This window comes from Janthinobacterium sp. PAMC25594 (genome assembly GCF_019443505.1).
In the GTDB taxonomy this organism is placed as follows: Bacteria; Pseudomonadota; Gammaproteobacteria; order Burkholderiales; family Burkholderiaceae_D; genus Janthinobacterium.
In genome coordinates this window covers 4,707,867-4,732,836 of record NZ_CP080377.1, presented here as the reverse complement: position 1 = coordinate 4,732,836, position 24,970 = coordinate 4,707,867, and the positions used below count along the sequence as shown (strand labels likewise).

General features: G+C 62.5%; 27 protein-coding genes and 1 pseudogene. 14 read left to right on the top strand and 14 right to left on the bottom strand.

The features are described from left to right. The first annotated feature begins 49 nt into the window (after window positions 1-49). On the top strand, window positions 50-1,756 hold the full coding sequence (locus tag KY494_RS21245) for a methyl-accepting chemotaxis protein (protein ID WP_219888142.1): 1,707 nt from the start codon (window positions 50-52) through the stop codon (window positions 1,754-1,756). Here the strand turns inward: KY494_RS21245 and KY494_RS21240 are convergent. Then, entirely contained in the window at window positions 1,753-2,331 is a 579-nt protein-coding gene (locus tag KY494_RS21240) for a DNA-3-methyladenine glycosylase (RefSeq protein WP_219888141.1), read from the bottom strand. The two genes, KY494_RS21245 and KY494_RS21240, sit on opposite strands and share 4 nt — an antisense overlap. Before the next feature lie 288 nt (window positions 2,332-2,619). Here KY494_RS21240 and KY494_RS21235 point away from each other — a divergent pair, with 288 nt between their 5' ends. Beyond that, the gene (locus tag KY494_RS21235) at window positions 2,620-3,486 is read left to right on the top strand and encodes an HDOD domain-containing protein (protein WP_100874542.1); all 867 of its coding nucleotides are present in this window, start codon (window positions 2,620-2,622) and stop codon (window positions 3,484-3,486) included. Between the two features lie 106 nt (window positions 3,487-3,592). Next, window positions 3,593-4,801 (top strand): hypothetical protein, encoded by a 1,209-nt coding sequence (locus tag KY494_RS21230; RefSeq protein WP_258194358.1) that lies wholly within the window; start codon window positions 3,593-3,595, stop codon window positions 4,799-4,801. 14 nt (window positions 4,802-4,815) lie between these two features. Here the strand turns inward: KY494_RS21230 and KY494_RS21225 are convergent, their stop codons facing one another. Then, a complete protein-coding gene (locus KY494_RS21225; protein ID WP_219891683.1) occupies window positions 4,816-5,328 on the bottom strand; it encodes a DNA-deoxyinosine glycosylase in 513 nt (170 codons plus the stop codon). A gap of 66 nt (window positions 5,329-5,394) precedes the next feature. Continuing rightward, window positions 5,395-6,423: a tellurite resistance TerB family protein gene (locus tag KY494_RS21220; RefSeq protein WP_219888140.1), complete on the bottom strand. Its 1,029-nt coding sequence runs from the start codon at window positions 6,421-6,423 to the stop codon at window positions 5,395-5,397. Between KY494_RS21220 and KY494_RS21215 the strand changes: the two genes are divergently transcribed. From KY494_RS21215 to KY494_RS21200, 4 genes are all read left to right on the top strand, one after another. Continuing rightward, entirely contained in the window at window positions 6,422-6,850 is a 429-nt protein-coding gene (locus tag KY494_RS21215) for a DUF962 domain-containing protein (RefSeq protein ID WP_219132651.1), read from the top strand. The genes KY494_RS21220 and KY494_RS21215 overlap by 2 nt on opposite strands. 137 nt (window positions 6,851-6,987) lie before the next feature. Beyond that, window positions 6,988-7,437 (top strand): glycine zipper domain-containing protein, encoded by a 450-nt coding sequence (locus KY494_RS21210; protein ID WP_219888139.1) that lies wholly within the window; start codon window positions 6,988-6,990, stop codon window positions 7,435-7,437. A 320-nt stretch (window positions 7,438-7,757) separates the two neighbouring features. Continuing rightward, complete coding sequence (locus tag KY494_RS21205; protein ID WP_219888138.1) at window positions 7,758-8,702, top strand: DMT family transporter; 945 nt, start codon at window positions 7,758-7,760, stop codon at window positions 8,700-8,702. Continuing rightward, window positions 8,699-9,205, top strand: a complete 507-nt coding sequence (locus KY494_RS21200; protein WP_219888137.1) for a GNAT family N-acetyltransferase — start codon at window positions 8,699-8,701, stop codon at window positions 9,203-9,205. The genes KY494_RS21205 and KY494_RS21200 overlap by 4 nt, the downstream gene beginning before the upstream one ends. A 196-nt stretch (window positions 9,206-9,401) precedes the next feature. On the opposite strand, the gene KY494_RS21195 is transcribed toward KY494_RS21200, so the two are convergent. Both KY494_RS21195 and KY494_RS21190 read right to left on the bottom strand, forming a co-directional pair. After that, entirely contained in the window at window positions 9,402-9,539 is a 138-nt protein-coding gene (locus KY494_RS21195; RefSeq protein WP_157751284.1) for a hypothetical protein, read from the bottom strand. A 28-nt stretch (window positions 9,540-9,567) separates the two neighbouring features. After that, window positions 9,568-9,756 carry a hypothetical protein gene (locus KY494_RS21190; RefSeq protein ID WP_219132648.1) on the bottom strand — a complete coding sequence of 63 codons (189 nt, stop codon included), beginning with the start codon at window positions 9,754-9,756 and terminating at the stop codon, window positions 9,568-9,570. A gap of 14 nt (window positions 9,757-9,770) precedes the next feature. Between KY494_RS21190 and KY494_RS21185 the strand changes: the two genes are divergently transcribed. Then, complete coding sequence (locus KY494_RS21185) at window positions 9,771-9,950, top strand: hypothetical protein (protein ID WP_034746290.1); 180 nt, start codon at window positions 9,771-9,773, stop codon at window positions 9,948-9,950. 11 nt (window positions 9,951-9,961) lie between these two features. Here the strand turns inward: KY494_RS21185 and KY494_RS21180 are convergent, their stop codons facing one another. From KY494_RS21180 to KY494_RS21140, 9 genes and pseudogenes are all read right to left on the bottom strand, one after another. After that, window positions 9,962-11,407: a glycine betaine ABC transporter substrate-binding protein gene (locus KY494_RS21180; protein WP_219891682.1), complete on the bottom strand. Its 1,446-nt coding sequence runs from the start codon at window positions 11,405-11,407 to the stop codon at window positions 9,962-9,964. A 117-nt stretch (window positions 11,408-11,524) separates the two neighbouring features. Continuing rightward, window positions 11,525-12,715, bottom strand: a pseudogene (hutI, locus tag KY494_RS21175) (imidazolonepropionase); the annotation flags it as partial. 12 nt (window positions 12,716-12,727) lie between these two features. Continuing rightward, complete coding sequence (locus tag KY494_RS21170) at window positions 12,728-13,303, bottom strand: HutD family protein (RefSeq protein WP_219888136.1); 576 nt, start codon at window positions 13,301-13,303, stop codon at window positions 12,728-12,730. Continuing rightward, window positions 13,303-14,691, bottom strand: coding sequence for a formimidoylglutamate deiminase (locus KY494_RS21165; RefSeq protein ID WP_219888135.1), 1,389 nt, complete (start codon window positions 14,689-14,691; stop codon window positions 13,303-13,305). The genes KY494_RS21170 and KY494_RS21165 overlap by 1 nt, the downstream gene beginning before the upstream one ends. After that, complete coding sequence (hutG, locus tag KY494_RS21160) at window positions 14,676-15,464, bottom strand: N-formylglutamate deformylase (RefSeq protein ID WP_219888134.1); 789 nt, start codon at window positions 15,462-15,464, stop codon at window positions 14,676-14,678. The genes KY494_RS21165 and hutG overlap by 16 nt, the downstream gene beginning before the upstream one ends. Before the next feature lie 20 nt (window positions 15,465-15,484). Beyond that, the gene (hutH, locus tag KY494_RS21155; protein ID WP_219888133.1) at window positions 15,485-17,044 is read right to left on the bottom strand and encodes a histidine ammonia-lyase; all 1,560 of its coding nucleotides are present in this window, start codon (window positions 17,042-17,044) and stop codon (window positions 15,485-15,487) included. A gap of 19 nt (window positions 17,045-17,063) precedes the next feature. Further along, entirely contained in the window at window positions 17,064-18,767 is a 1,704-nt protein-coding gene (hutU, locus tag KY494_RS21150) for a urocanate hydratase (protein WP_219888132.1), read from the bottom strand. A gap of 126 nt (window positions 18,768-18,893) precedes the next feature. Next, window positions 18,894-20,567: an amidohydrolase gene (locus KY494_RS21145; RefSeq protein ID WP_219888131.1), complete on the bottom strand. Its 1,674-nt coding sequence runs from the start codon at window positions 20,565-20,567 to the stop codon at window positions 18,894-18,896. A gap of 66 nt (window positions 20,568-20,633) precedes the next feature. Continuing rightward, window positions 20,634-21,248, bottom strand: a complete 615-nt coding sequence (locus KY494_RS21140; protein WP_219888130.1) for an N-acetyltransferase — start codon at window positions 21,246-21,248, stop codon at window positions 20,634-20,636. On the opposite strand from KY494_RS21140, the gene KY494_RS21135 reads away from it, so the two are divergent. From KY494_RS21135 to KY494_RS21110, 6 genes are read left to right on the top strand one after another with little or no spacing between them, the layout of a single operon-like run. Next, window positions 21,236-22,435: a hypothetical protein gene (locus KY494_RS21135; RefSeq protein ID WP_219888129.1), complete on the top strand. Its 1,200-nt coding sequence runs from the start codon at window positions 21,236-21,238 to the stop codon at window positions 22,433-22,435. The two genes, KY494_RS21140 and KY494_RS21135, sit on opposite strands and share 13 nt — an antisense overlap. Then, window positions 22,377-22,889, top strand: a complete 513-nt coding sequence (locus KY494_RS21130; RefSeq protein ID WP_219888128.1) for a hypothetical protein — start codon at window positions 22,377-22,379, stop codon at window positions 22,887-22,889. Before KY494_RS21135 ends, KY494_RS21130 begins: the two co-directional genes overlap by 59 nt. Before the next feature lie 13 nt (window positions 22,890-22,902). Continuing rightward, the gene (locus KY494_RS21125) at window positions 22,903-23,418 is read left to right on the top strand and encodes a hypothetical protein (protein ID WP_219888127.1); all 516 of its coding nucleotides are present in this window, start codon (window positions 22,903-22,905) and stop codon (window positions 23,416-23,418) included. A 26-nt stretch (window positions 23,419-23,444) separates the two neighbouring features. Then, window positions 23,445-23,921 carry a hypothetical protein gene (locus KY494_RS21120; RefSeq protein ID WP_219888126.1) on the top strand — a complete coding sequence of 159 codons (477 nt, stop codon included), beginning with the start codon at window positions 23,445-23,447 and terminating at the stop codon, window positions 23,919-23,921. A gap of 7 nt (window positions 23,922-23,928) precedes the next feature. Further along, window positions 23,929-24,438, top strand: a complete 510-nt coding sequence (locus KY494_RS21115) for a hypothetical protein (RefSeq protein ID WP_219888125.1) — start codon at window positions 23,929-23,931, stop codon at window positions 24,436-24,438. Window positions 24,439-24,451: 13 nt separating this feature from the next. After that, window positions 24,452-24,955, top strand: coding sequence for a hypothetical protein (locus KY494_RS21110; RefSeq protein ID WP_219888124.1), 504 nt, complete (start codon window positions 24,452-24,454; stop codon window positions 24,953-24,955). Window positions 24,956-24,970: the final 15 nt, after the last annotated feature.

Sequence of the window (24,970 nt, the reverse complement as noted above, 5' to 3'; positions counted from 1 at the left end):
AACGCTGTGCGCCGCCAGTGCCTGGAACAGCCATAGCCAGGAGTCAAGCATGCTCAATCAATTACGCATCGGACCAAAATTATTGCTGGCGCCCGCCCTGGTCTTGCTGCTGCTGATACTCAGCTCGAGCGGCGCCTGGTATGGCATGGTGCGGCAAAATGCCTCGCTGGAAAACATGGTGCTGGTGCGCATCGCGCATCTGAAAGCGGCCGCCGACGTCGTCGGCGAGGTCAAACATGTGCATGGCAATATGTACCAATTGCTGTCGTGGACGAATGGCAGTTTCGCCAAGGCCCGCATCGACGCGCTGGAACAACAGATCAAGGCGCGTCACGCGGCCATCGGTACCCAGCTGGCCACACTGCGGTCCACCGCCACGGGTGCCGAACGCACCTTGGTCGATGCCGCCATCACGGCCCTGGCCGGCTATCGCAAGGCCGTGCTGGAAACCATGGAAATGGCACAGATGGACCAGTCGATCGCCACCAATTCCATGCTCAAGGCGGAAACGCAATTCGGCCAGTTCAATACGCAGCTGGCGCAGCTGTCGGCCCTGGAAACGACGCTCAGCAGCCAGGCCCATGCGACGGCCAGCGCCGAGTTTCGCAGCCTGGGCTGGAGCCTGCTGCTGACCGTCATGCTCTCCATCCTGGCCTCCATCGTGGTGACCATGCTGGTGCGGCGCGCCATGCTGGTGGAAATCCGCGGCATCGCCGACGCCGTGCAAGACTTGGCGGCGGGCAAGCTGATCGCCGGTGCGCCCAAGCAAGGCAATGACGAGATCGCCGCCACCTCGCGCGTGCTGGACCAGACCATCGCCCACCTGAACCAGACCTTGCGCACCATCATGGACGCTGTGCAATCGATCGACACGGCGTCGCGCGAAATTGCCACCGGCAATCTGGATCTGTCGGCGCGCACCGAAATGCAAGCCAGTTCGCTGGAAGAAACGTCGAGCGCCATGGAAGCGCTGACGCAAGCCGTCAATGACAACGCCGACAACGCCCAGCTGGCCTGCGAGCTGGCGGGGCAAGCCTCTACCTTGGCCGTGCAAGGGGGAAAGTCGATGCAGCAGGCGGTGACGACGATGGCGACGATACGCGCCAATTCGCGCCAGATCGTGGATATTATCGGCGTGATCGACGGTATTTCGTTTCAGACCAATATCCTCGCGCTGAACGCCGCGGTGGAGGCGGCGCGCGCGGGCGAGCAAGGCCGCGGCTTTGCCGTGGTGGCGTCCGAAGTGCGCACCCTGGCGCAACGCTCGGCGCAGGCGGCCAGGGAAATCAAGACCCTGATCGCCACCTCGGTCACCACCATCGATGGCGGCAGCGTGGCCGTGCAGCAAGCGGGTGACAGCATGGGCGCCATCGTGGCCTCGGTGCAGCAAGTCAATGAAATCATCCAGCGCGTCAAAGAGGCCAGCGCCGAGCAGGCGTCGGGCATCACGGAAGTCAACCAGGCCGTCACGCAAATGGATGACGTCACCCAGCAAAATGCGGCCCTGGTGGAACAGGCAGCGGCAGCGGCGGCCAGTTTGCAGGACCAGGCTGTCAAATTGTCGGCGGCCGTGGCCGTGTTCACCCTGGACGAGCGCCCCGCTACGCCGGCCGGCCACAGCGGAGACGAGGCATTCCAGCATCCAGCCAGCCCCGTCAAGGGAGAAGGCAAGGACAGGCGGGCTCTGCACAGTCCGCTGCGCGGCATGCCCGGCCTGCGCGGCGCCAAGGATGCGTCCCAGCGCCGGCGCGGCTAGCTGACAGGCGCGCGCATCGGCTTGCTCAGATAACGAGAACCGGCCAGCACGAAGCGCCACGGCGTCTCCATCGCCCTGGAAATGCCGATGCGCGGGCCCGCCTGCACAGCAAACTCTTCCTCGCGGGCCAGCAGGGTGAACGGTGGCGCATCGAGCGCCAGCCGGTTCTGCAGGTGGCTCACGCCCAGCGCCTGGCACACCTTGCCCGGGCCCGAGCACAGCAGCCGCGGTTCCTCGACGCCGCGCCGCTCGCGCATGGCATCGATGCCCGCCAGCGGCTCGATGGCGCGGATCAGCACGCCCGCCCCATGGCCCGCTTCGCGGCACACAAAGTTCAAACACCAGTGGATGCCGTAGGAACGGTAGACATAGGCGTGCGCGGGCGGGCCGAACATGGCGGCGTTGCGCGGCGTCAAGCCGGCATACGTGTGCGAAGCGGGGTCCAGCCGGTCATACGCTTCCGTTTCCACGATGCGCCCGCCCACGCCGTCGACCAGCACGGTCACGCCGATCAGCTGGCGCGCCACGCTGCTGGAATCGTCCGCAAAATCGATACCGGCCAGGAGTTTTTTCATGCAGCAATTGTACTGCCGCACTTCCCGCCGCACGCCTTGCCCCATCTTAAAAAAAAGTAAAACTTGATTTTTCGGTCATGGAAACCGGGGTGGACAGCGTCGTAAAATGTGGGAAATAGCGTATGGACCAGGTCAAAACGGGGATTTTTTCCAGAATATATTGTCGAGATGAACTATTGCCACGCATAAACAGCGATAATCGTTGGGCACTGCGCCAGACGCTCATGAAGCGGGCAGCGGCAGCGCGACAGAATAAGCACCGGGCACAAAAATGATGATGAAAGCGTGATGATGAGAGCTGCAGCGCAAAAGCAGGTAGTGCAGGAAGATCCGGTTGACGCCTTGATGCGTTCCATCCGTATTCCGCCGCGTCCCAGCCTGCTGGTCGACCTGCAGCGCGAACTGGCGGAACAGGACCCGTCGCCGCGCCGCATCGCGCGCATCATCGCCGACGATGTCGGCATGTCCGGCGCCCTGCTGAAATTGGCCAATTCACCGTTCTACGGCGCCGCGCGCAAGGCAAAATCCGTCGAGCAAGGCATCAACTTTCTCGGCATCAACCAGTGCAGCGCCATGATGACGGGCTTGCTGGCGCGCCAGGCGCTGGAAGCGGAAGGCGTGGAACTGACCAACTTCTGGGATGTGTCGGCCAAGCGCGCACGCGCCCTGGTGTTTACCTCGCGCAAGCTGCGCATCGCCCCGCCCGACATCGCCCATACCTTCGGCCTGTTCTGCGATATCGGCGTGCCTTTGCTGATGAACCGCTTTCCCGACTACGTCAAGACGTACGCGGCGGCGGCAAACGACGCGCACAATTGCTTTACCAGCCTGGAAGACGCGCGCCACCAGACCAACCACGCGGCTATCGGCTGCTTGCTGGCGCGCAACTGGGGCCTGTCCTCCGATGTGTCCTGGGCCATTTTGCACCACCACGACTACACGGTGCTGGCGGACCCGTCCACGGACGACGCCATCCGTTCGCTCGTCGCCCTGTCGCTGCTGGCCGAAAAGGGCATTCAGCGCTACCATGGCAACAGTACCTCGCTGGAGTGGGACAAGGGCGGCGAACTTGCCTGCCAGCATCTTGGCCTGTCGCAGGAAGAAGCGGCCGACCTGCTCGACGAATTGCACGAGATGTTCGATACCGACCATTGATGTATCAGGCGGCCGCGTCCGCCTGTATGATCCGTCCCGGCGCCTGGCGAAGCCATGGCGCCCGTTTCCGTTTGCCTGACCTGTATTTCTTAACCTGTTGATCGCCATGCCCAAAAATAAGCGCCCTGTCCCCCGTAAATCCGCCAACACGCCTGAAGACAAGGATGAGTCCGTCACGCGCATGCTGTGCACGATGGCCCTGAACCTGGCGGAGCAGGAAGACAGCGAATCGCAGGGCACGGTGCTGGCCGAGCAAGCGGTCGAGTTCGGCCGCCTGATCCGCAAGGCCTTGAATCAAAAGAAGGATGAAATCCTGTACGACGCCATCGAGCGCGCCAAGTACGAAGACGTGGGCGCCTACCAGTACCTGCGCAGCCATATCGAGGAAGCCGCGTCCGTCGTGACGATCCGCCGCGAGAATGCCCCGGTCATGGAAATCAACGCCTTCGTCGTGCCGCTGCTGGTGCAAAGCACGGGCGGCCTGAAGGAAGCGGACAGTTTCCAGGACCAGGACGCCTTCGAAGCGCTGGTGAAAAGTTTCCAGCAGGCACAACTGGAAAGCGCCAAGGCCAAGGTGGTCTTGATGAGCCATGCCTACGACCTCGATGAAATCGACCGCATCACGTATAGCCATTTGCACGAGATGGTGCGCGATGCATACTCGTCGATGACAGACAAGAAAATCGTCGCCACGCCGGGCCTGGAAGGCAGCATCGTCGGCTGGAGCGAGACGGCCTTCGGCCCGCAGGACACGGCCATCGAACTGCGCTTCCTGCTGGGCTTTGCCCTCAAGCGCGTGGACGACCCGTTCTATGCGGAACCGAAGGATGAAGCGGCACTCGACGCCTGGTTCGACGCGCGCCTGGCCCGCTACCAGCAGTGGACGACGGAAGTGGGCGACCTGGTGAAACGCTGCCTGGCGCCGGCCGGCAGCGCGCTGGAAGTGAGCTTCTTGTACCAGGATCTGTTCCACGGTGGTAAGGAACAAGGCATGAGCGAGTATGCGATGCTGCAGATGATGTCGGGCATCAACCATGCGCTGGCGGAAAACAACATTGATGCGGGCGACGTCTCGGTGGTCGTCGGCCCGGCCGATGAACACGGCGAAATGCTGTTGCGCGTCAATGTCAGCACGGCGGGCGGCGAGCTGCTGCACAGCGCCGACAAGCCGCTGGACCTGGCTGCCGACCTGCAGGAAGAAGTCGACGACATCTGCGATGCGCTGGCCACCATCGGCGTGACGCAATTGTCCGTGGCGCTGAAATTCGACGCCAAGGGACAGCCGGTGGAAGCGCAGCCGTACGCGCCGGCGTAAAACCGGCGACATAATCAGTGCGCGGCCGGCTCCTGTTGGCCACGCAGCGACAGCCATGCCTGCAATTTCTGCGCATACGCCAAGGTGTAGGCGGGGCTGCTCGACGGCAAGCTGACGATGCGGTAGCGCTGCGCATGTTCGCCCAGCACCTTGACGCCCAGCTTCGCCGCCGTGCCGCCGTTGAAGGCGATCGTGTGCAGCCGTGGCAGGCTGGCGGCCAGAGCCACCAGGTCGTTGTCGTCGCGGCAGCGGATATTGCTGTCCAGGCTGCCCGCGCGCTGTGCCTGCGCCACCACGTCCCACAGGCCCACGCCGTGCGCCAGCAAGGTGGCCAGACGCTCTTCATAAGGCAGGCTCTTCAGCTCCACGCCCAGCACCTCGCCCAGCAGCATCCAGAATTTGTTTTGCGGATGCGCATAGTACTGGCTGTGCGCCAGCGATTTTTCGCCGGGCAGGCTGCCCAGTATCAGCAAGCGCGTATTGGCGTCGACGACGGGATCGAAACAGCGCTTGCGCGGGTCCGGCATGGCCGGTTCAACAGACAATAAGCGGATCAAAAGCGGCATCCTGCAGGAGTGGGGGTAGCGCCTATTTTACTGGGGCCATTGCACGGGCACGGACATGATGCCCTTGTCATCCCACACCAGCACCTGTGCCGTATAAAATCTGCCTTGCGGTGTGACGGCATTGCCGATGCCATTGACATGGTATTGGTAGCCCGATCCATAGCGCTGCGCCACTATCGTGCGCGCCTGCCGCGCCGTCTCGCCATGCAAGGTCGCCAACCCGATGCCAACGCTGCTGATCCCCAGGATTAGCCCGAGAATGGCAGGTATGCGCAGATCCCGCCGCCTGTATCCCCTGGCATCGCAGGCGGCCATGACAGCTGGCATCCCCAGTTGACGGTACAAGTAATGCATGGTCCACAGCGACAGCACGGTTTCCAGCACCAGCCAGCCATGACGGACAGGCGCCAGCTTGAACTGCGTGACGGTCAGCGACAGCGGTTGCATGAACAGGAAATCGAGCACCAGCACGGTGGGGAGCACCAAGAGAACAATCAGCCAGCGCAGCCATCTCGCCGCGCGCAGGTTGCCACGCAACAAGAAGATGCCAAAGATCAGCAACTCGATACCGCCAACAAAATACATCCGACTCTCCGCCAGCGCGATTTCAGACCAGGCACTGACGGTCAACACGACCCACGTGAACAGCAGCACATAGCCGGCCGACTGCAAGTGGGGCTTGGCCGCTTGCGCGAGTGCGGCAGTAGCGGGATCGAGCGGCTTGTCCTGCGGCCGCGCTACCCATTGGCGCTGTTCTGCCGCCTGGTCATCCAGCTGGCGCTGGGCAATTTCCGCTTCGATGCGCTGGCGCCGTGCCGCATCGGCGCCGTCGGCGCCGGACAGGGCTTGCTGCAGGGACGCCATGGAATAGCGCTGGTAATCAGGGAGGCTGGCGGGCGATGTCACGGATGTCTTTGAGATGAACGGAAATATTTCCAACGGGAAATAATAACGCGAAATTAGCAATTGAGCAATTCCACCACAGAACACTGCGTTCGGCGGCTGGTGTTCCGGTGTAGAATTTCCAGCCAGAACATCACACAAGAGACCGCCCATGCGCACCATCGATACCCTGCTGGCCCAGTATGGCGAAAGCCACCGCAACCACGTCAATGAATGGGTGCACATCGTGTGCGTGCCGCTGATCGTTTTCAGTCTGCTGGGGCTGCTGTGGAGCGCGCATCCCAGCGTGGCGCTGCTCGGCGGTATTCTCGCCTTATACTATTATTACAAGCTGTCGCGTCCGTTTGCGGCAGGCATGCTGCTGATGCTGGCCATCATGCTGGGCCTGCTGCTACTCATGCCGGCGCTGACCATTCTGCCCGTGTCGCTGGCGCTATTCGTGCTGGCCTGGATAGGCCAGTTCATCGGCCACCAGATCGAAGGCAAGAAACCGTCGTTCCTCGACGATGTGCGCTTTTTGCTCGTGGGTCCGCTGTTCGTGCTGGGATTTTTATACCGGCGCCTGCGGCTGGCGTACTGAGCGGCAAGACGTCACGCGTAACCGGTAACAGATTTTTACTATTCGCAACTAGTTATCTGATGCAAGTGTCCTTATGATAAGTCATCATCTGCCGGTCAATGTAATCGGCAACTAACTTTTGTCCAAGGGAGTCCTACATGAAAGCACCAATTATTGCAGTGGCATTGCTCGCCACCCTGGCCGGCTGCGCCGTACAACCGAACTCGGCGAATGTGTACAACGCGCGCCAGGCACAGAATGAACAATCGGTTCGCATGGGCACGGTTGAATCCGTGCGCCAGGTCACCATCGACAAGGGCGAAACGGGCACGGGCGTGCTGGCTGGCGCGGCACTGGGCGGCGTGGCCGGTTCCGCAGTCGGCGGCGGCAAGGGCGCCATCGCGGCCAGCATCCTCGGCGCGGTTGCCGGCGGCATGGCCGGCAAGAGCATCGAAGAGAATGCCTCGAACAAGGCCGGCCTGGAAATCACCGTGCGCCTGGACAATGGCGACATGCGCGCCATCGTGCAGGACGCGGACGAACTGTTCCGCCCGGGCGAGCGCGTGCGCCTGCTGTCCGATGGCCGCAAGACCCGCGTCACGCATTGATCTGCTTGCCGGCGCATGCGCTCAGCCGAATGCGCCGGCAGCGAGCAAGGCAGACGGGTGCAGCCAGATGGCAATTACGGCGGTCACAACGACATACACAAGCAGGCTCCAGACTTTGATCTGCAGTGAGGCTGGCATGGCGGTCTCCTTCAAAGATGCAATTCAGAAAATATTTACTTGATAATAAAGTAAATATTTTCATAAATTCAACATTTTCCAGAAGCACTGCGCTGGCTCAATGCCCGGGTGTCTGCTGACCGCTCTTTGAGCAAGCTCGACCAAGACTCGCCATCCCCGCGCGATCCCCGTATACTTGCGCGATGTCCTCTCCTCTCCTGTTCATCATTGCCTGCCTGATCTGGGGCTCCACCTTCTGGGCCATCACCTTGCAGCTGGGCGATGTCGCCCCCGCCGTGTCCGTCGTCTACCGCTTCGGCCTGGCGTCCGCCACCCTGTTCGCCTGGTGCGCGCTGCGCGGCGACACCCTGCGCCTGCCCTGGCGCGCGCAAAAATGGATGCTGCTGCAAGGCCTGGCATCGTTTGCCCTCAGCTATGTGTGCACCTACAGCTCGGAGCAATACCTGGTCTCGGCCCTCGTCAGCGTGCTGTTCGCGCTGATGGTGTTCTGGACGCCCTTGCTCAACCGCATCGCCTTCGGCACGCCGATTACCTGGAGCACCTGCTGCGCCGCGTTCGTTGCCATCTGCGGCATCGTGCTGCTGTTTTACCAGTCCATCGGCGCGGCGCTACACGATATTCTCGGCGGCGGCAATGGTCATTTCCTGCTCGGCTTTATCCTGGCGCTGGTGGCCACCATTTCCAGTACGGCCGGCAATGCCCTCGTCATGAAAGTGCGCGAACAGTCCGGCAATGTGATGCTGACCATGGCGTGGACCATGCTGTGGGGCACCTTGATGGTGGCCTGCTGGGCCAGCGCCACGGGCCAGTCCTGGCAATTGCCCACGCGCCCCAGTTACTGGATGGGATTGCTGTACCTGGCCATCTTCGGCTCGGTGATCGCCTTCAGCGCGTATTTCACTTTAATCGCCCGCATCGGCACGCAAAAGACCGTGTACATCGGCGTCGTCACGCCCGTCATTTCCGTGCTGCTGTCGGTGCAATTCGAACACTACCGGCCCGCTCCCATCGAATGGGTGGGCATGCTGCTATGCCTGTCCAGCGTGGCCTGGGCCCTGACCTCGGGCGCGCGCAAGACGGCTGCCGTCGCCTCCATTTCCACCACTCCATCAGCAAAGGCAACATGAGCACCTCTTCCTCCCTCGCCATCCGTCCCGCCCAGGAAACCGACGTGGCCGCCATCTTCGGCATGATCCATGAACTGGCCGTGTTTGAAAAACTTGAACACATGATGATCGCCAAAGTATCCATGCTGCACGACAGCCTGTTCGGCAAGCACCCCGCGTGCGAAGCGCTGGTCGGCGAGGAAGATGGCGAGGTGGTGACGTTCGCTCTGTTCTTCCATAATTTTTCCACCTTCCTGTGCCGCAAAGGGCTGTACCTGGAAGACCTGTATGTGAAGCAATCGGTGCGCGGCAAAGGCTATGGCAAGCAGATGCTGGTGGCGCTGGCGCAACTGGCCGTCGAACGCGATTGCGGCCGCTTCGAATGGTCAGTGCTGGACTGGAATGAAAACGCGATCAACTTCTACCAGGGCATGGGCGCGGACGTGATGCCGGACTGGCGCATCTGCCGGGTCGCTGGTGATGCCTTGACGCAATTGTCGGCAGGCACTCCGAAACCAGCATAAACCTTTACCCCAAAAAAATCCCCGCGGGCTAGCGGCACCGCGGGGTGAACCCATTGTCAAGTGGGAGGGGGAGAATGCAATCAACGGTTATCAATATAAACGCTACGACTGGTCACCGCGTCGACCTTTACATTTGCTTACCGGGCCTTACATTTGACTTAAATCCGCTAAGCAAGTGTCGCTCGGATGGCACTGATTATTTCCGTGGTTCAATCAACGTGCCGTGCAAGCCGATATGTTGTTGCGCAACCCCACTGCCACCCTGCGCATTTTTATAGATTTGGTACACTGTCAGGCAGGCGATGCAGCCAGCAACCACGGCAAAAATGACCATGCGACGCTCCTTGAGTTTTTTGTAGGAATCAGGAAAAACAGAGCCTGCGGCCGATGATGGCCAGGCAGGGAAGATTCAGTGTGGCATCTTCTGCTGGTGGGGCATTGCGCAATATCAAACGCGTCAAAGTGACGGCGCGCTGGCGTTTGATGCGACGCAAAATGGCGGCAATACGCTCACACACAATGGACGAATCAATGAACGAATCGTTACGCATACGGGAGCCACATCATGAATGTCTCTGCCAAACCGCTCGTCATGAAAATCTACCGCGCCTACCTGCGTTCCCGCCTGGAACGCTACACGCGCGACTTGCAAGCCATCGCCGAACAGCGCGAGAACGACTTCCAGGCCGAACGCATCCTGCACCAGGCCGTCGTCTCGGTGCGCTCGAAACTGCACTCGCTGTAACCGTGATGCCGTCAGCGCTGCCGGCCGGCCACGGCCCAGCGCTCCACCAGCTCGAACAAGCCTTGCGTCAGCAGGGCCAGCACGGCGGCGGGAATCGCACCGGCCAGCAGCATGTCGTTGTCGTTCAGCGCCAGGCCGATGGTGATGCGTTCGCCATAGCCGCCCGCGCCGATGAAGGCGGCGATGGTGGCCGTGCCCACGCTCATCACGGCCGCCGTTTTCACGCCCGCCAGCATCACCGGCAAGGCCAGTGGCAAGTCCACGTGCAGCAGGCGGTCACGCCGGCTCAAGCCCAGCGCCAGCGCCGCCATGCGCAAGCCTTGCGGCACCTGCAAGATGCCCGTGCACGTGTTGCGCACGATGGGCAGCAAGGCGTACACGAATAGGGCCACCAGCGCCGGCACGGTGCCGATCATGCCCAGCACGGGGATCAAGATCGCCAGCAGGGCCAGCGACGGCACCGTCTGCAGCACGCCGACGAAGGCCAGCACCGTTTGCCGCAGCGGTGCCGAAAACGCCGCCAGCACGCCCAGCGGAATGCCGATCAGGCAGGCCAGCGCCACCGACAGCAACACCAGGGTCACATGCTGGCGCGTCAGGGTCCACAGATCGTCGCCGATGATTTTATCGAGCAGCTTGCTGCGCGCGGCGCCCGGTTTGCTCGCCTGCGTGCCGGAGGCCAGCCACTGGTGCGCCACGTCAGAAAAACGCTTGCCATCGATTTCCACGGCCGCATTCATGGCGATCATGTCGCCCTCGCTGATGCGCCCCTGCAGCGCTTGCAAGGCTTGCCAGGCGGCGGGAAAACGCGGCGGCAGGTCGAGCCGGTACAAGAGCATGGCGTCGTAGCGGGGAAAGTACTGCCGCGTGTCGGCCAGCACGCGCAAGCCGTACTGGCGGATCTTCGCGTCCGTCGAATAAATGTCGATCACGTCCACCTGATGCTGCGCCAGCGCTTCATAGGCGATGCCGTGATCGAGTCCGCGCGGGCGCTGCGGCAAGCCATAGCGCGCGGCCAGGCCCGGCCAGCCATCGACGCGGCCGATGAATTCATGCGACAGGCCGAATGTCAGGGCCGGGTGCTGCGCCAGTTGCGCCAGGCTGGCGATGCGCGTTTCATCACCGCGCATGGCCAGCGCATAGGTATTGTTAAAGCCCAGCGGCACGGCCACGCCCAAGCCCAGCGCCGCCAGTTCGCGCCGCATCTGTTCCAGATCAATCGGTTTGTCGTGCTTGAGGATTTCGCTGGCGATGGTGCCCATGTATTCGGCATACACGTCGATGCTGCCCGCCTGCAGTGCGGCCAGCACGATGGCCGTATTGCCCAGTCCCTGGCGGTGTTCCACCGCGACGTGCGGCGCGGCGCTCTGCTTGACGATTTCACCGAGAATATACGATTCCGTGAAGCGCTTCGAGCCCACCTTCAGGGTGCCGCCATCCATGGCAAGGGAGGACATGGGCACGGCGGCGAAGACTAGCAAGAACAGCAAGTAAAACGGCAAATAAGCAGCACGCACGCGGCGCTCCAGGGCGGATGAACAATCCGGCAAGCTTACCACCGGCGCGCGCCAGACACCGCCGTACACCACGCCCGCGCACGGGTTCAGGCCCAGCGCATACGCCAGGTCGGCCGGACGCGCGATGCGCCACAGGGCGAAATCGGCGCGCTTGCCCACCGCCAGGCTGCCCGTTTCATGCTGCAAGCCCAGCGCGCGCGCCGCATGGCACGTAACACCGGCCAGCGCTTCCTGCGGCGTCAGCCGCCACAAGGTGCACGCCATGTTCATCGCCAGCAGCAAGGACGTCATGGGCGAGGTACCCGGATTGCAATCGGTGGACACGGCCATCGGCACGCCGGCCGCGCGCAATGCCGCGACAGGCGGCGGCTGCGTCTCGCGCAAAAAATAATACGCGCCCGGCAGCAGCACGGCCACCGTGCCATGCTGCGCCATGGCGGCGACGCCCTCTTCCGACAGGAACTCCAGATGGTCGGCCGACAGGCCGCCGTAACTGGCCACCAGGGCCGCGCCACCCAGGTCCGACAGCTGCTCCGCATGCAATTTGACGGGTAAGCCCAGCGCCCGCGCCGCCTCGAACACCCGCTGCGTTTGTGCCGGCGTAAAGCCGATGCGTTCGCAAAACGCGTCGACGGCGTCAACCAGGCCATCGCCGGCCAGCCGGGGCAGCATCTGCGCGTACAGCAGCTCGATATACGCGTCAGGCTGGCCCGCATACTCGGGCGGCAGCGCGTGCGCGCCGAGGAAGGTGGTGCGCACGGATACGGGTAGCTGTTCGCCTATCCTGCGCGCCACGCGCAGCATCTTCGCCTCGCTGTCCGCATCCAGGCCGTAGCCGGACTTGATCTCCAGGGTGGTCACACCCTCGGCCAGCAGCGCCAGCACGCGGGGCAGGCTTTGCCGCAGCAACTCGTCGTCGCTGGCCGCGCGCGTGGCGCGCACGGTGGACATGATGCCGCCGCCGGCGCGGCTGATGTCTTCATAGCTGGTGCCATTCAGGCGCGCCTCGAATTCGTCGCTGCGGTTGCCCGCGTGGACGATATGCGTGTGGCAGTCGATCAGGCCGGGCGTCAGCCAGCAGCCCTGGCCGTCAATCAGCACCGCGCCGCTGGCCGGCAGCTCGTCGCCGGGGCCGAACCAGGCGATGCGCCCATCCTTGACGGCGATGGCCGCGTCGAGCAGTTCGCCGTAGCCGTGTTCCATGGTGGCCAGGTGGACGTTGTGGATGACCATATCCCAGTCTTGCATGGCTTTTCTCTCCTAGGTAAACAGGTCGACGCACAACACGACCGTGCGCTGCAAGGCGTCGAGCCGCCATTCCTGCGCATCGTCGGCGTCCAGCAGCAAGGCGTCGTAGCGGGCCAGCGCGAACTGCTGCTCGCCACCGCGCGCCAGCACGGCACCCTCGCCGGCGACGAACAGCAAGGTCGCCGCGCTGCGCCGCGCCAGCCTGCCCGGCGCCGTGATTTTTTCCAACTGGTGGCGGCAGCGGTCGCGCCGCGTCATCACATTGAAATCCGTCGTCGGTCCCTTGACCTGCGCCTCCACGGCGGCCTCGCCGGGAAACCACAGCATCGGTTGCGCCGCGCTCAAGATTACCTTGCGCGTGCCCTCAAACGTCAGCTGCACGCTGTCGCCATCGACCAGCATCAGGCTGCGGTCGATGCCAGGAAAGCTGGAAAACGGCCCGCTGGCCGTGATCGTCGCCAGGCTGATACGCCAGTCGAATTCCATCAGGCTGGCGCCCGCTGGCGAAATGGCGATTTCCGTCGTGCTGCCGCCGCCGTTTTTCCACGGCGCGGCGCGCAGGTATTCCTGTGGGATGAAGGTCGCCATCAGAGCGCCCTCAGTTGCGCCAGGGTGCGCTTGTAGGCGGTGGCGATGGCGTCCTGCGCCATGTGGCGCCCGCCGCGCACCTGCCACCGGCCGCCGCACAGCACGTCGCGCACCAGCGTGTCGTTGCCGCAAAAGATAAAACTGCCCAGCACATCGGCGATGGTCACGCCGCACAGGTTCACGTGCGCGTCGTCGAGCACCAGCAGGTCGGCGCGGCAGCCCGGCGCCAGGGCGCCAAGCTTGCGTCCGGACGCCTGCGCGCCGCCCTGCAAGGCGGCCTGCCACAGATAGTCGCCCACATGGCGCTCATGCGGCGTGGCGGCCACATTGCGCTGCTGGCGCTGCAAGCGCTGGCCGTATTCGAGCCAGCGCAATTCTTCCACGGGCGACTGCGACACGTGACTGTCGCTGCCGACGCCGAAACGCCCGCCGGCGGCGATGAATTCGGCCAGCGGAAACAGGCCGTCGCCCAGGTTCGCTTCCGTCGTCGGGCACAGGCCCGCCACGGCGCCGCTGGCGGCCATCTGCGCCACCTCGTCGGGCTGCACATGCGTCGCATGCACGAGGCACCAGCGCGCATCGACGTCGACCTGATCGTACAAATACTGCACCGGACGCCGGCCGCTATAGTCAACACATTGGCGCACTTCGCCCTGCTGCTCGGCGATATGGATATGGATGGGGCGGCCCGCTGGCAGCGCTTGCGCCACTGCGCGGATCTGCGCCACGCCGGCCGCGCGCAGCGAATGGGGCGCGAAGCCCACTTCCACCTGCCCGCCGCGCTGCGGCGCCAGCGCCTCGATAATGCGCAAGACGTCGTCGGCGTCCGTGCGAAAGCGCGCCTGCTCCGGCTTCAACGGCTGCTCGCCGAAGCCCGCATGGCTGTACAGCACGGGCAGCATGGTCATGCCGATGCCGCTGATGCGCGCCGCCGCCAGCACCCGCTCCGCCGTCTCGGCGGGACGCGCATACAGCGCGCCGGCCATATTGCGCTGCAGGTAGTGAAATTCGCAGACGGACGTGTAACCATGGCGCAGGCATTCCGCAAACAGCTGCGCGGCGATGGCCTCCATCTGCTCCGGCGTGATGTGGCGCGCAAAGCGGTACATCAGCTCGCGCCAGGTCCAGAAGCTATCCGCTACATGATTAACCTCGTCACCCGCAACCTCCGTCATGCCGCCCAGGGCCCGCTGGAACGCATGCGAATGCAGGTTGACCATGCCGGGCAAGACATACTCGGCCACTTCCACGCCGTTCGACGGCGCAGCATTGTCGGTCACCGCCGTCAAATCGCCGGCCGCGTCCCATTCCAGCAGCACGTCGCGGCGCCAGCCCTGCGGCAGCAGCGCATGGCGCGCGAACAGACAGGTACTCAATGCGCCACCCATGCCACGGCCGCTTCCATCATCTGACGCAGCAGCGGCTGCACCTTTGTCGCCAGGTCGGGCCGGTAGCCGAACGGCACCGTCTCGTCCATGTACACACATTGGCACATCTCCAGCTGGATCGCCTGCACGCGCTTGTCCGGCTGGCCGTAATGGCGCGTGATATGGCCGCCCTTGAAGCGGCCGTTCAAGGCCACCGTAAACTGTTCCTGCGCGCGCGCGATGTCGACCACGGCGGACGTCAGACCCGCATCGCAGCTGGCGCCATCGGCCGTGCCGAAGTTCAGGTCAGGCAGCTTGCCGTCGAAGAAGCGCGGCACGTGGGAAGCGATGGAATGGGCATCCCACAGCACCACAGCGCCATGCACGCGCAGCAGGCGGTCCAGTTCCGCGCGCAGTTGCGCATGATACGGCGCCCAGTAGCGCTGCAACCGGTGCTGCACGTCGGTCGCATCGGGTTCGCGGCCGGCCAGGTACAGCGGCTCGCGGTGAAACGTATCGTTGGGCAGCAAGCCCGTCGTATCCTGGCCTGGATACAGATTCGTGTCTTCCTGCGGGCGGTTCAAGTCGATGGTGTAGCGCGACCAGCGCGCCGACAGCACGGACGCATCCATCTCGTGCAAAAAACCATACAGCTCGCGCAAATGCCAGTCCGTGTCGGCCTTGATCAAGGCCTGCGGCGTCATGCGCGCGGCGATATCGTCCGGTATGTCGGTGCCCACGTGGGGCATCGACACGAGCAGCGGGATGCTGCCTTCGTTGAAGCGGAAATCCATGCTTGTCTCCTTGCGCCCGCTCAAGCGTACAGCGGGGCGAACAAATTCTTGCACGTGCTGCTCAACTCACCGTGCAGCACCATCTGCTTGGCCGCTTCGATATCGGGCGCGAAGAAGCGGTCGGCATCGAAGAACGGCACCTTCTGGCGCAGCTGGTGATGCACATGTTCGAGGTGCGGCGAGGTTTTCAGCGGGCGGTGGAAATCGATGCCCTGCGCGGCGGCCAGCAGCTCGATGCCGACGATGACGGCCGTGTTGTGCGCCATGTCGTCCAGGCGGCGCCCGGCGAACGTGGCCATGCTCACGTGGTCTTCCTGGTTGGCGGACGTGGGCAGGCTGTCGACGCTGGCCGGATGCGCGAGCGACTTGTTTTCCGACGCCAGCGCGGCGGCCGTCACATGGGCGATCATGAAGCCGGAATTGACGCCCGGATCGCGCACGAGGAAGGGCGGCAGGCCCGAGAGCGTGGCGTCGATCAGCAGCGCGATGCGGCGCTCGGCCAGCGCGCCGATTTCGGCGATCGCCAGCGCCAGCGTGTCGGCCGCAAAGGCGACAGGTTCGGCGTGGAAGTTCCCGCCCGAGACGATTTCCGCCTGGCCGTTGGGACCGTCCTGGAAGATCAGCGGATTGTCCGTGACGGCATTGGCTTCGATCAGCAGGGTGCGGCCCACATTGCCGATCAGATCGAGGCAAGCGCCCATGACTTGCGGCTGGCAGCGCAGGCTGTACGGGTCTTGCACGCGCTCGTCGCCTTCCAGGTGCGAGGCGCGGATCGCACTGTGCGCCACCAGCTGGCGGTACATCTGCGCGGCCAGGATCTGTCCCGGCTGTCCACGCACGGCATGCACGCGCGCGTCGAACGGCGCATCGCTGCCCTTGGCCGCGTCAAGCGACAGCGCGCCCGTGACCATGGCCGCTTCCAGCAGGCGTTCGGCCATGAACAGGCCATGCAGCGTCAGCGCGTTCGACACCTGCGTGCCGTTGATCAGCGCCAGGCCCTCTTTTGCCGCCAGCACCACGGGTGCGATGCCCGCCTGCGCCAGCGCCTCGGGGGCCGGCATCAATTCGCCGTTGACGCGCACGTCGCCCACGCCCAGCATGGCCAGCGTCATGTGCGACAACGGAGCCAGGTCGCCCGAGGCGCCGACGGAGCCCTTGGCGGGAATGGCCGGCATGATGCCCGCGTTGTACAGCGCGATCAGGGTGTCGACGATCAGCGGGCGCACGCCGGAATAGCCGCGCGCCAGGCTGCCGATCTTCATCAGCATGATCAGGCGCACGACGGCGTCCGACAGCAGCTCACCCGTGCCGACGGAGTGCGACAGGATCAGGTTGCGCTGCAATTGCTCCAGCTTTGCATCGGGGATGCGCGTCTTGGCAAGCAGGCCGAAGCCCGTGTTGATGCCGTAGGCCGCATCGCCCTTGGCGACGATGGCTTGCACGGCGGCGGCCGACGCCTCGATGACGGGATACGCCTCGGCGGCGAGGATCAGTTTCGCGGGCGCGGCCCAGACGGCGCGCAAATCGGCCAGGGTCATCGCGCCGGGTTTTAACGTCCAACTTTTGAAGTGCTGTGTCATAGTCATTCGAGTCAAGGTCTCAAGGAAGCATTGGAAGAATCAGGCCGTTGCGCTTGGCGCAGGCGGCCGCTGTTTCGTAGCCGGCATCGGCATGGCGCATCACGCCCGAACCGCTGTCGTTGACCAGCACCCTGGCCAGGCGTTTCGCCGCGCTTGCCGTGCCATCGGCCACGATGACCATGCCCGCATGCTGAGAATACCCCATTCCCACGCCGCCGCCATGGTGCAGCGAAACCCAGGTGGCGCCGCCGGCCGTGTTCAGCATGGCGTTGAGCAGCGGCCAGTCGGAAACGGCGTCCGTACCATCCTTCATGCTTTCCGTCTCGCGGTTCGGGCTGGCGACGGAACCCGTATCGAGGTGGTCGCGGCCGATGACGATGGGCGCCTTCAGCTCGCCCGTGCGCACCATCTCGTTGAAGGCCAGGCCGGCGATATGGCGCTCGCCCAGTCCCAGCCAGCAGATGCGCGCCGGCAGGCCCTGGAAGGCGATGCGCTCGCGCGCCATGTCCAGCCAGTGGTGCACCTGTTTATGATGCGGGAACAGCTCCTTGATCTTTGCATCCGTTTTATAGATGTCTTCCGGGTCGCCCGACAAGGCCACCCAGCGGAACGGCCCCCGCCCTTCGCAGAACTGCGGGCGGATGTAGGCTGGCACGAAACCGGGAAAGTCGAAGGCGTTGTTCACGCCCTGGTCGAACGCCACCTGGCGGATGTTGTTGCCGTAATCGACCGTATGCACGCCCATGGCGTGGAAATCGAGCATGGCTTGCACATGGGCGGCGCAGGAATCGGCGGCGGCCACCGTCAGGCGCGCATGGCGCTGCGGGTCCTGCTGCGCCGCCTTCCAGTCCGACACGCTCCAGCCGCGCGGCAGATAGCCGTTGACCAGGTCATGCGCGGACGTCTGGTCCGTCACCAGGTCCGGCAGCATGCCGCCCGCTTTCGCGCGACGCACCAGTTCCGGCAGCACTTCGGCCGCGTTGCCCAGGAGGCCAATGGAAATGGCTTCCTTGCGCTCGGTGTGGTATTTGACCAGTTCCAGGGCTTCGTCCAGGCTGGCCGCCTGCTTGTCCAGGTAGCGCGTGCGCAAACGGAAATCGATGCTGCTTTGCTGGCATTCGATATTGAGCGACACGGCGCCGGCCATGGTGGCGGCCAGCGGCTGCGCGCCGCCCATGCCGCCCAGGCCCGCCGTCAAAATCCAGCGCCCGCCCCAGTCGCCGCCAAGGTGCTGGCGGCCCGCTTCGGCGAAGGTTTCATAGGTGCCCTGCACGATGCCCTGCGTGCCGATATAGATCCAGCTGCCGGCCGTCATCTGGCCGTACATGAACAGGCCCTGGCGATCGAGTTCGTTGAAGTGTTCCCAGTTCGCCCATTTCGGCACCAGGTTGGAGTTGGCAATCAGCACGCGCGGCGCGTCCGCGTGCGTCTGGAACACGCCCACCGGCTTGCCGGACTGGATCAGCAAGGTCTGGTCATCTTCCAGTTCGCGCAGAGAAGCGAGGATCTGGTCGAAACAGGCCCAGTTGCGGGCGGCGCGGCCGATGCCGCCGTAGACGACCAGATGCTGCGGATTTTCCGCCACTTCCGGGTCCAGGTTGTTTTGCAACATGCGGTAGGCCGCCTCGGCCTGCCAACTCTTGCAAGCCATGACCGTGCCGCGCGGGGCGCGGATGGTACGGCTGGCATCAAAGCGTGGATCGGTGTCCATTGTGCTGTTCATGCTGTCTCCTCGTAGGGTGCGAGCGGGCGTATTTAGCCCGCTCTTGTGCTCCCAGCATAGGTTGTCTATACAACCAAGTCAACAGGTTTTCTTTGGGGGCAGACCCGGCGGGTCTGACCCCAGCCCTCATTTTTTCTCGAACACGCGCTTGCCCGCCACCCACGTCTGCAGCACCTGCGTCTTGCCGATGGCCTTGGGGGCGACGGTAAACAGGTCCTGGTCGACGACGATGAAGTCCGCCCATTTTCCCACTTCCAGGGTGCCGATGACCTTTTCCTGGTGCGCCGCCCAGGCCGCGTCCAGGGTGAAGCAGCGCAAGGCCTCGGTGACCGTCATCGCTTGCTGCGGATACCAGCCGCCGTTTGGTACGCCCTCACTGTTCTGCCGCGTGACGGCCGCGTGGATGCCCTCGAACGGATTCGGCGACTCGATGGGGAAGTCCGATCCGCAGGCGATGCGCGAACCTTGCTTGAGGAAGGTGCGCCACGCATACGCGCCCTTGATGCGCTCGTGGCCCACGCGCTGCTCCGCCATGTTCTGGTCGGACGTCGCGTGCGTGGGCTGCATCGACGGCACGATGCCGAGGGCCTTGAAACGGGGGATGTCGCTCAATTGCACCACCTGCGCATGCTCCATGCGGTGGCGCAGGCCCGCGCCGCGGTACTGCGCGATCAAGGCTGTATAGCCGTCGAGGATCTGATGGTTGCCCGCGTCGCCGATGGCGTGCACGTTCACCTGATAGCCGGCGCGCATGGCTTTTTCCATCTTCGCGCGCATGGCGTCATCTTTGAAGAACAGCAGGCCGCTGGTGGTCGGATCGTCGCTGTACGGCGCCAGCAGGGCCGCGCCGCGGCTGCCCAGGGCGCCGTCGGACAGCAGTTTGACGGCGCGCAAGGCGTACATGTCGCGCGCATAGTTGGTCAAAGGGCCATTTTTCGACAGCGCGTCGAAGTCCTCCGTCGTGTCGGCGATCATGCCGTACACGCGCACCGTCAGCTTGCCGTGATCCGCATAGTCGCGGAACAGCCGGTCCTGCATCTGGCCGATGCCCGCATCGTGCACGCTGGTCAGACCCACTTGCGACAGCTGCGCCAGCGCGCCATCGAGGGCGGCGCGGTTTTCCACGTCACCGGGCTTGGGCAGCACGGCGTCCATCAAGTCCATGGCGCTGTCGACCAGCACGCCGGTGGCGTTGCCGTCCGCATCGCGGACTATCTTGCCGCCCGCCGGGTCTGGCGTGGCGCGCGTGATGCCGGCCAGCGCCAGCGCGCGGCTGTTGGCCCAGCCCGCGTGGCCATCGACCCGGCGCAGCCACACGGGCCGCGCGCTTTCCGCCGCATCGAGCTCAAAGGCCGTGGGAAAGCGCCCCAGCTTCCAGATTTCCTGGTTCCAGCCATTGCCGACGACCCAGTTGCGTTCCGGATGCGCACGGGCGAAGTCCCCCACGGCCTGCACGGCGGCCGGCAGCGACGACGAACCGTACAGCATCACGCCGCTGGCGATCGTCCCCAGGCCGAACACGTGGCCGTGCGCGTCGATCAGGCCAGGCAGCACGGTCTTGCCCTGCACGTCGACGTGCTTGGCGCCCTTGGCCACCTTGCGTTTCACCTGCGCGGCACTGCCGACGGCGAGCAGCTTGCCAGAGTCGTCAAACGCCAGCGCCGTGAAGCGCACTACCTTGCCGTTTGCGTCGAGCGTGTAGCCGTTGGCATTGTCGATGACGGTATCGGCGTGGGCGTGGGCCAGCGTGCCAAGGCAGGCGAGAACGAGCAGGGTGCGGCGCAGTGGCAGGGTCGGCATTTCCATCTCCAGGTCTTAAGTCAATGAACGAAAAGACGAGTGTATAGAAATTGGCAAAATGGTCAATCAGGCAGCGTGCGGCTGCCTTACCATCAGCCAGTAATCGCAGCCCGTGACGGCTTCCGCGTAACGCCCCGCCACCGCGAAGCCCATCCGGGCATAGAACGGCAGGCTGCGCTCATTGTAGGTCTCCAGGAAGCAGGCGGTGCCCGCCGCATCGACGGCCGCCAGGCCAGGCGCCAGCACGGATGCGCCCAATCCCCGGCCCTGCGCGTCCGGGTAGATGCCGGCGATCGACAGGTACCACGCATCCTGCAGACCATGTGGCGCCAGCGCGTGCTCCATGTTCGCGACGATGGCCGTGAAATGCGCGAAGCCGCGCTCCCCCAGCAAGTTGCGCAAGGCGGCTTCGCGCTGCGCATACGCGGCCTGGCGCCGGGCCGCCGGCGTATCCGTCGTCCAGATCGCGGCGCCATTACCCCCGTCATCAGCCAGGTCGACGCGGCCCGCCTGCTCGCCCTCGTCCAGCGCCAGCGCGAAGTACGCTTCCAGCATGGCCAGCCGCGCCGCTTCGTCCTCGCCGCATGCCACTGTGACGGCGCGGTAAAACGGGTCGCCGATCAGGGCGGCGGCCAGGCTGCGGGCGGTGCGGGAGGCTTCGGTGTGAGATGGGCTGGACATGGGATCTCTTTCTTTTCATGAAAACGCCCGGCATCTTAACGCAAGCGCCCAAGCCTTGCGCCTGGTCAATACTTCCCCGCCGCCGCTGGCCTACGCTGGCGTTTTATCGCGGAGTTTCCATGGCCAGGCACCATGTCATCAGCACCACCGCTTGCGACGTGTTCTTCAAGCTCGTGGCCCACCAAAAGAGCAGCCTGGGTGCGCACTTCGACAGCATGATCGTCACCTTCAGCGCCGACGGTCGGCCCGTGCTGGGCGCCACCCTGCGCAACGCGACAAGCGGCTGCGAACTGCACCGCCTGGCCGGCCAGCCCGACGAATGCTGGTGCTGCGGCTACGACGAGCAGCTGGAATTCGTCTCGCCAACCAGCGTGCCGCTGGCGCACGCCGACTACCGGCTCACCTTGAGCAATGGCGAAACGTGGACAGGGACGACGGATGCCAGGGGGCGCACGGGGCGCGTCACCAGCAAGCGGGAAGAACAAATAACGATGGTGGAGTTTTTCCCACAAGAAGACAGCCTTCCCTGCTGCTCCGCTGCACCTGCCCCTGTGGCGCCAACGGCGATCATAGTGGAGCTACAAGACGTAAAAACAACCGACAAGGATATCGATACATCAGTAAAACAGGTAAAAATCGATAGCATGGCTCGCCCGCTTACCCAGGGTGAAATAGACATGGCATGGATGATCTTTGAAGATGCCATCGACTATAGTAAAGTCAAAATTCACAAGAAGCCTTATCTGTGGCTGTTCCAACCAAAAAACACTGCCATGACGCCCAATGGGGAAATGTATTTTCATGAGTCGAGATTTCTGGACGATTTTTCCAGTGCAGATAACACCGAGCGTCATTGGTTCATTCATGAAATGGTCCATGTTTGGCAATATCAACTCAAATATCCGGTCGCAATGCGTGGAGCATTCAGAATAGGACTGGACTACAAGTACGTATTGTCATCCAAAAGAAAGTTGGCCGACTACAACATGGAGGCACAAGGAGACTTGGTAGCCGACTACTACGCGTTGAAATACTTAAAGGATTCCTCCGCAATGCGCCAGGAAAAATATGCCAATGACCAAGCACTTTATGAACAGGTACTCATTGATTTTTTCACCGACAGAAAAAGTGAAAAGAATTTACCTGGCGGCAACATCGAGCGCACTCCTCTCGTCGATATACCTTGATGCGGGTGCAACATCACGCATCGCCGATGCTGAAATCAGTTCAGTGAATGGCACCCCCTGCTTCACAATCTCGCAGACGGAAGAGCAGCGTAACGGTCAGCCACTTCTGGGAGCACTCAGTATTTCAGACCTGTCAGTAAAACCCGCTACAAAAGTGTGGAGCTTTGTGATGAGCGGAGGAAGAAAAGTTCCACTTTCATCAAAAATCTGTCTTCTCTATGGCGACATTCCACAGGGCGCAAATGGTATGCCAGCCCCTGAACTGCAAACAGGACGGGTTTACAGCATCTTCTTGAATGGGCGTCCAGATGATCCTTCCGACCCGACTTATGGCTATAGAGGGAAATTCTGTATCGTTGCCACGTCCACTGGTGAACGAAAAATCATCGCCATTGGCAGCGACACGCCAGCATGGAAACAGGATAATTGCCCGGAGCATTCGCTCATCAGATAGTGCGGGGATCGCCATGCCATATCGTCACACACTGCTATTCCTGCTTGCCACGCTGACGACTATCAATGTCTCGGCGTGGTCACGCATCGCTGATGCCTTCATTCACTCTGTCAAAGGCATGCCGTGCTTTTCCATTACAAAAAAAGAAGAGGCACGCAATGGCACACCAATGCTCGGGGCATTGATCGTTTCCGATCTATCCGTTCAACCCGTCAAGAAGGTATGGTCTTTCTCTACACCTCCAGATTGGCCTATTCCAATCCATGCAGATTCGTGCATTCGTTATGGAGATTTACCCCCTACTGCTACAGGAATCAAACCAAAAAGTCTTGTTCCAGGACATTTCTATAGCGTATTTCTGAATGGCCGCCCTAAAGATCCGTCCGATCCAACCTATGGTTACCAAGGAAAATTCTGCGTGAGAGCTACGGCGGATGGCGGCCAGCAAGTCATCCCCATCAACAGCGACATGCAGGCCTGGATCGATAAAGTTTGTCCAGCAAACATCCAAGCACAAAAGGGCCAATAATGCCCATCTGCCACAAGACCCAATTGATGCTTATCTTTCTGACCAGCATGAGTGCCTCGGCCACCTCCCGCATGGCATACGCGGAAGTACGGCTAAAAAATGGCACTCCCTGTTTCACCATTTCGCAAAAAGAAGAAGCACGCAACGGGCTTCCTCGGATTAGTGCGATCGTACTGACAGATGTATCCGTCAAGCCTGCAGTCAAAGTATGGTCTTTTCTTTTACCGGGCACAGCAACTATCCCTGTGCATGCCAAGTCCTGCCTTTTGTATGGGCTTGCTCCAGCAACGGCAGAGGTCAAGCCGCCCAAAGCGCCGCCGCTGAAAACGGGGCGCATGTATGACGTCTTCCTGAACGGTAGACCAGCCGATCCTTCAGATCCTACTCGCGGTTACGTAGGCAAGTTTTGCTTAATGACAGGCATCTCCGGGGAGCGCAAGATTCTTCGTATCGACAGCGATAGCCAAGCCTGGATAGATGAAATCTGTCCCGTTCAGAAATAGGAAAAACATGATCTCCTTGCAGCAGAATGCCCTGTTCATACTGCTCATGTTCCTCGGCCTGCATGCCTGTGCAACATCACGCATCGCCGATGCTGACATCAGTTCAGTGAATGGCACACCCTGCTTCACCATCTCGCAGAAGGAAGAAAAACGTAACGGCCAGCCACTCCTGGGAGCACTCAGCATTTCAGACCTGTCAGAAAAGCCCGCCGTTGGTGTGTGGAATTTTTATATGACTGGTGGAAAAAAAGTACCGCTCTCGTCAAAAAGCTGCCTTCGGTATGGTGATCTTCCTCAGGGAGCGAACGGCATGCCCGCCCCTGAACTGCAAACAGGACGGGTCTACAGCATTTTCCTCAATGGAAGACCAAATGATCCTTCCGACCCCACCTATGGCTACATGGGGAAATTTTGCATAGTTGCCACGGCCACTGGTGAACGAAATATCATCGCCATTGGCAGCGACACGCCAGCGTGGAAACAGGATAGTTGCCCGGAGCATTCGCTCATCAGATAGTGCAAGGATCGCCATGCCATATCGTCACACACTGTTATTCCTGCTTGCCGCCTTGACGAACGTCAATGCCTCTGCATGGTCGCGCATGGGCACAGCCGCCGTCATGACTGAGGCTGGCCTTCCTTGCTTCAAGATTGCCAGCGAAGAGGAACGCTCAAGGGGGCCAGTCAGCCTGAAGATGCTGACGATCAGCACACCTGGGCCGAATGGCTGGAACAATGTATGGACGGTCATGTTTCCCAATGCCTCATTTGGCGACCCTAGCTATCGTCTGCCAAACAAGGGATGCGTGCGCTACGGCAAGGCTCCCGAGGGGGCCGAGAGCAGCGATGCCGCACCGCTGGTTACGGGAAAAGTGTATGGCGTATCCTTCCTGGGAAGGCCGCCCTCCGCGTCCGATCCCACTTCGCGCTACTCGGCAGACTTCTGCCTGCTCACGGCACCCGCCGGGGGATTCCAGGTGATTCAGCTGACAAATGGCAAGAATACCTGCGCTCCAGAGGAAAAACCAAGATAGCGCGTGTCATTGCCT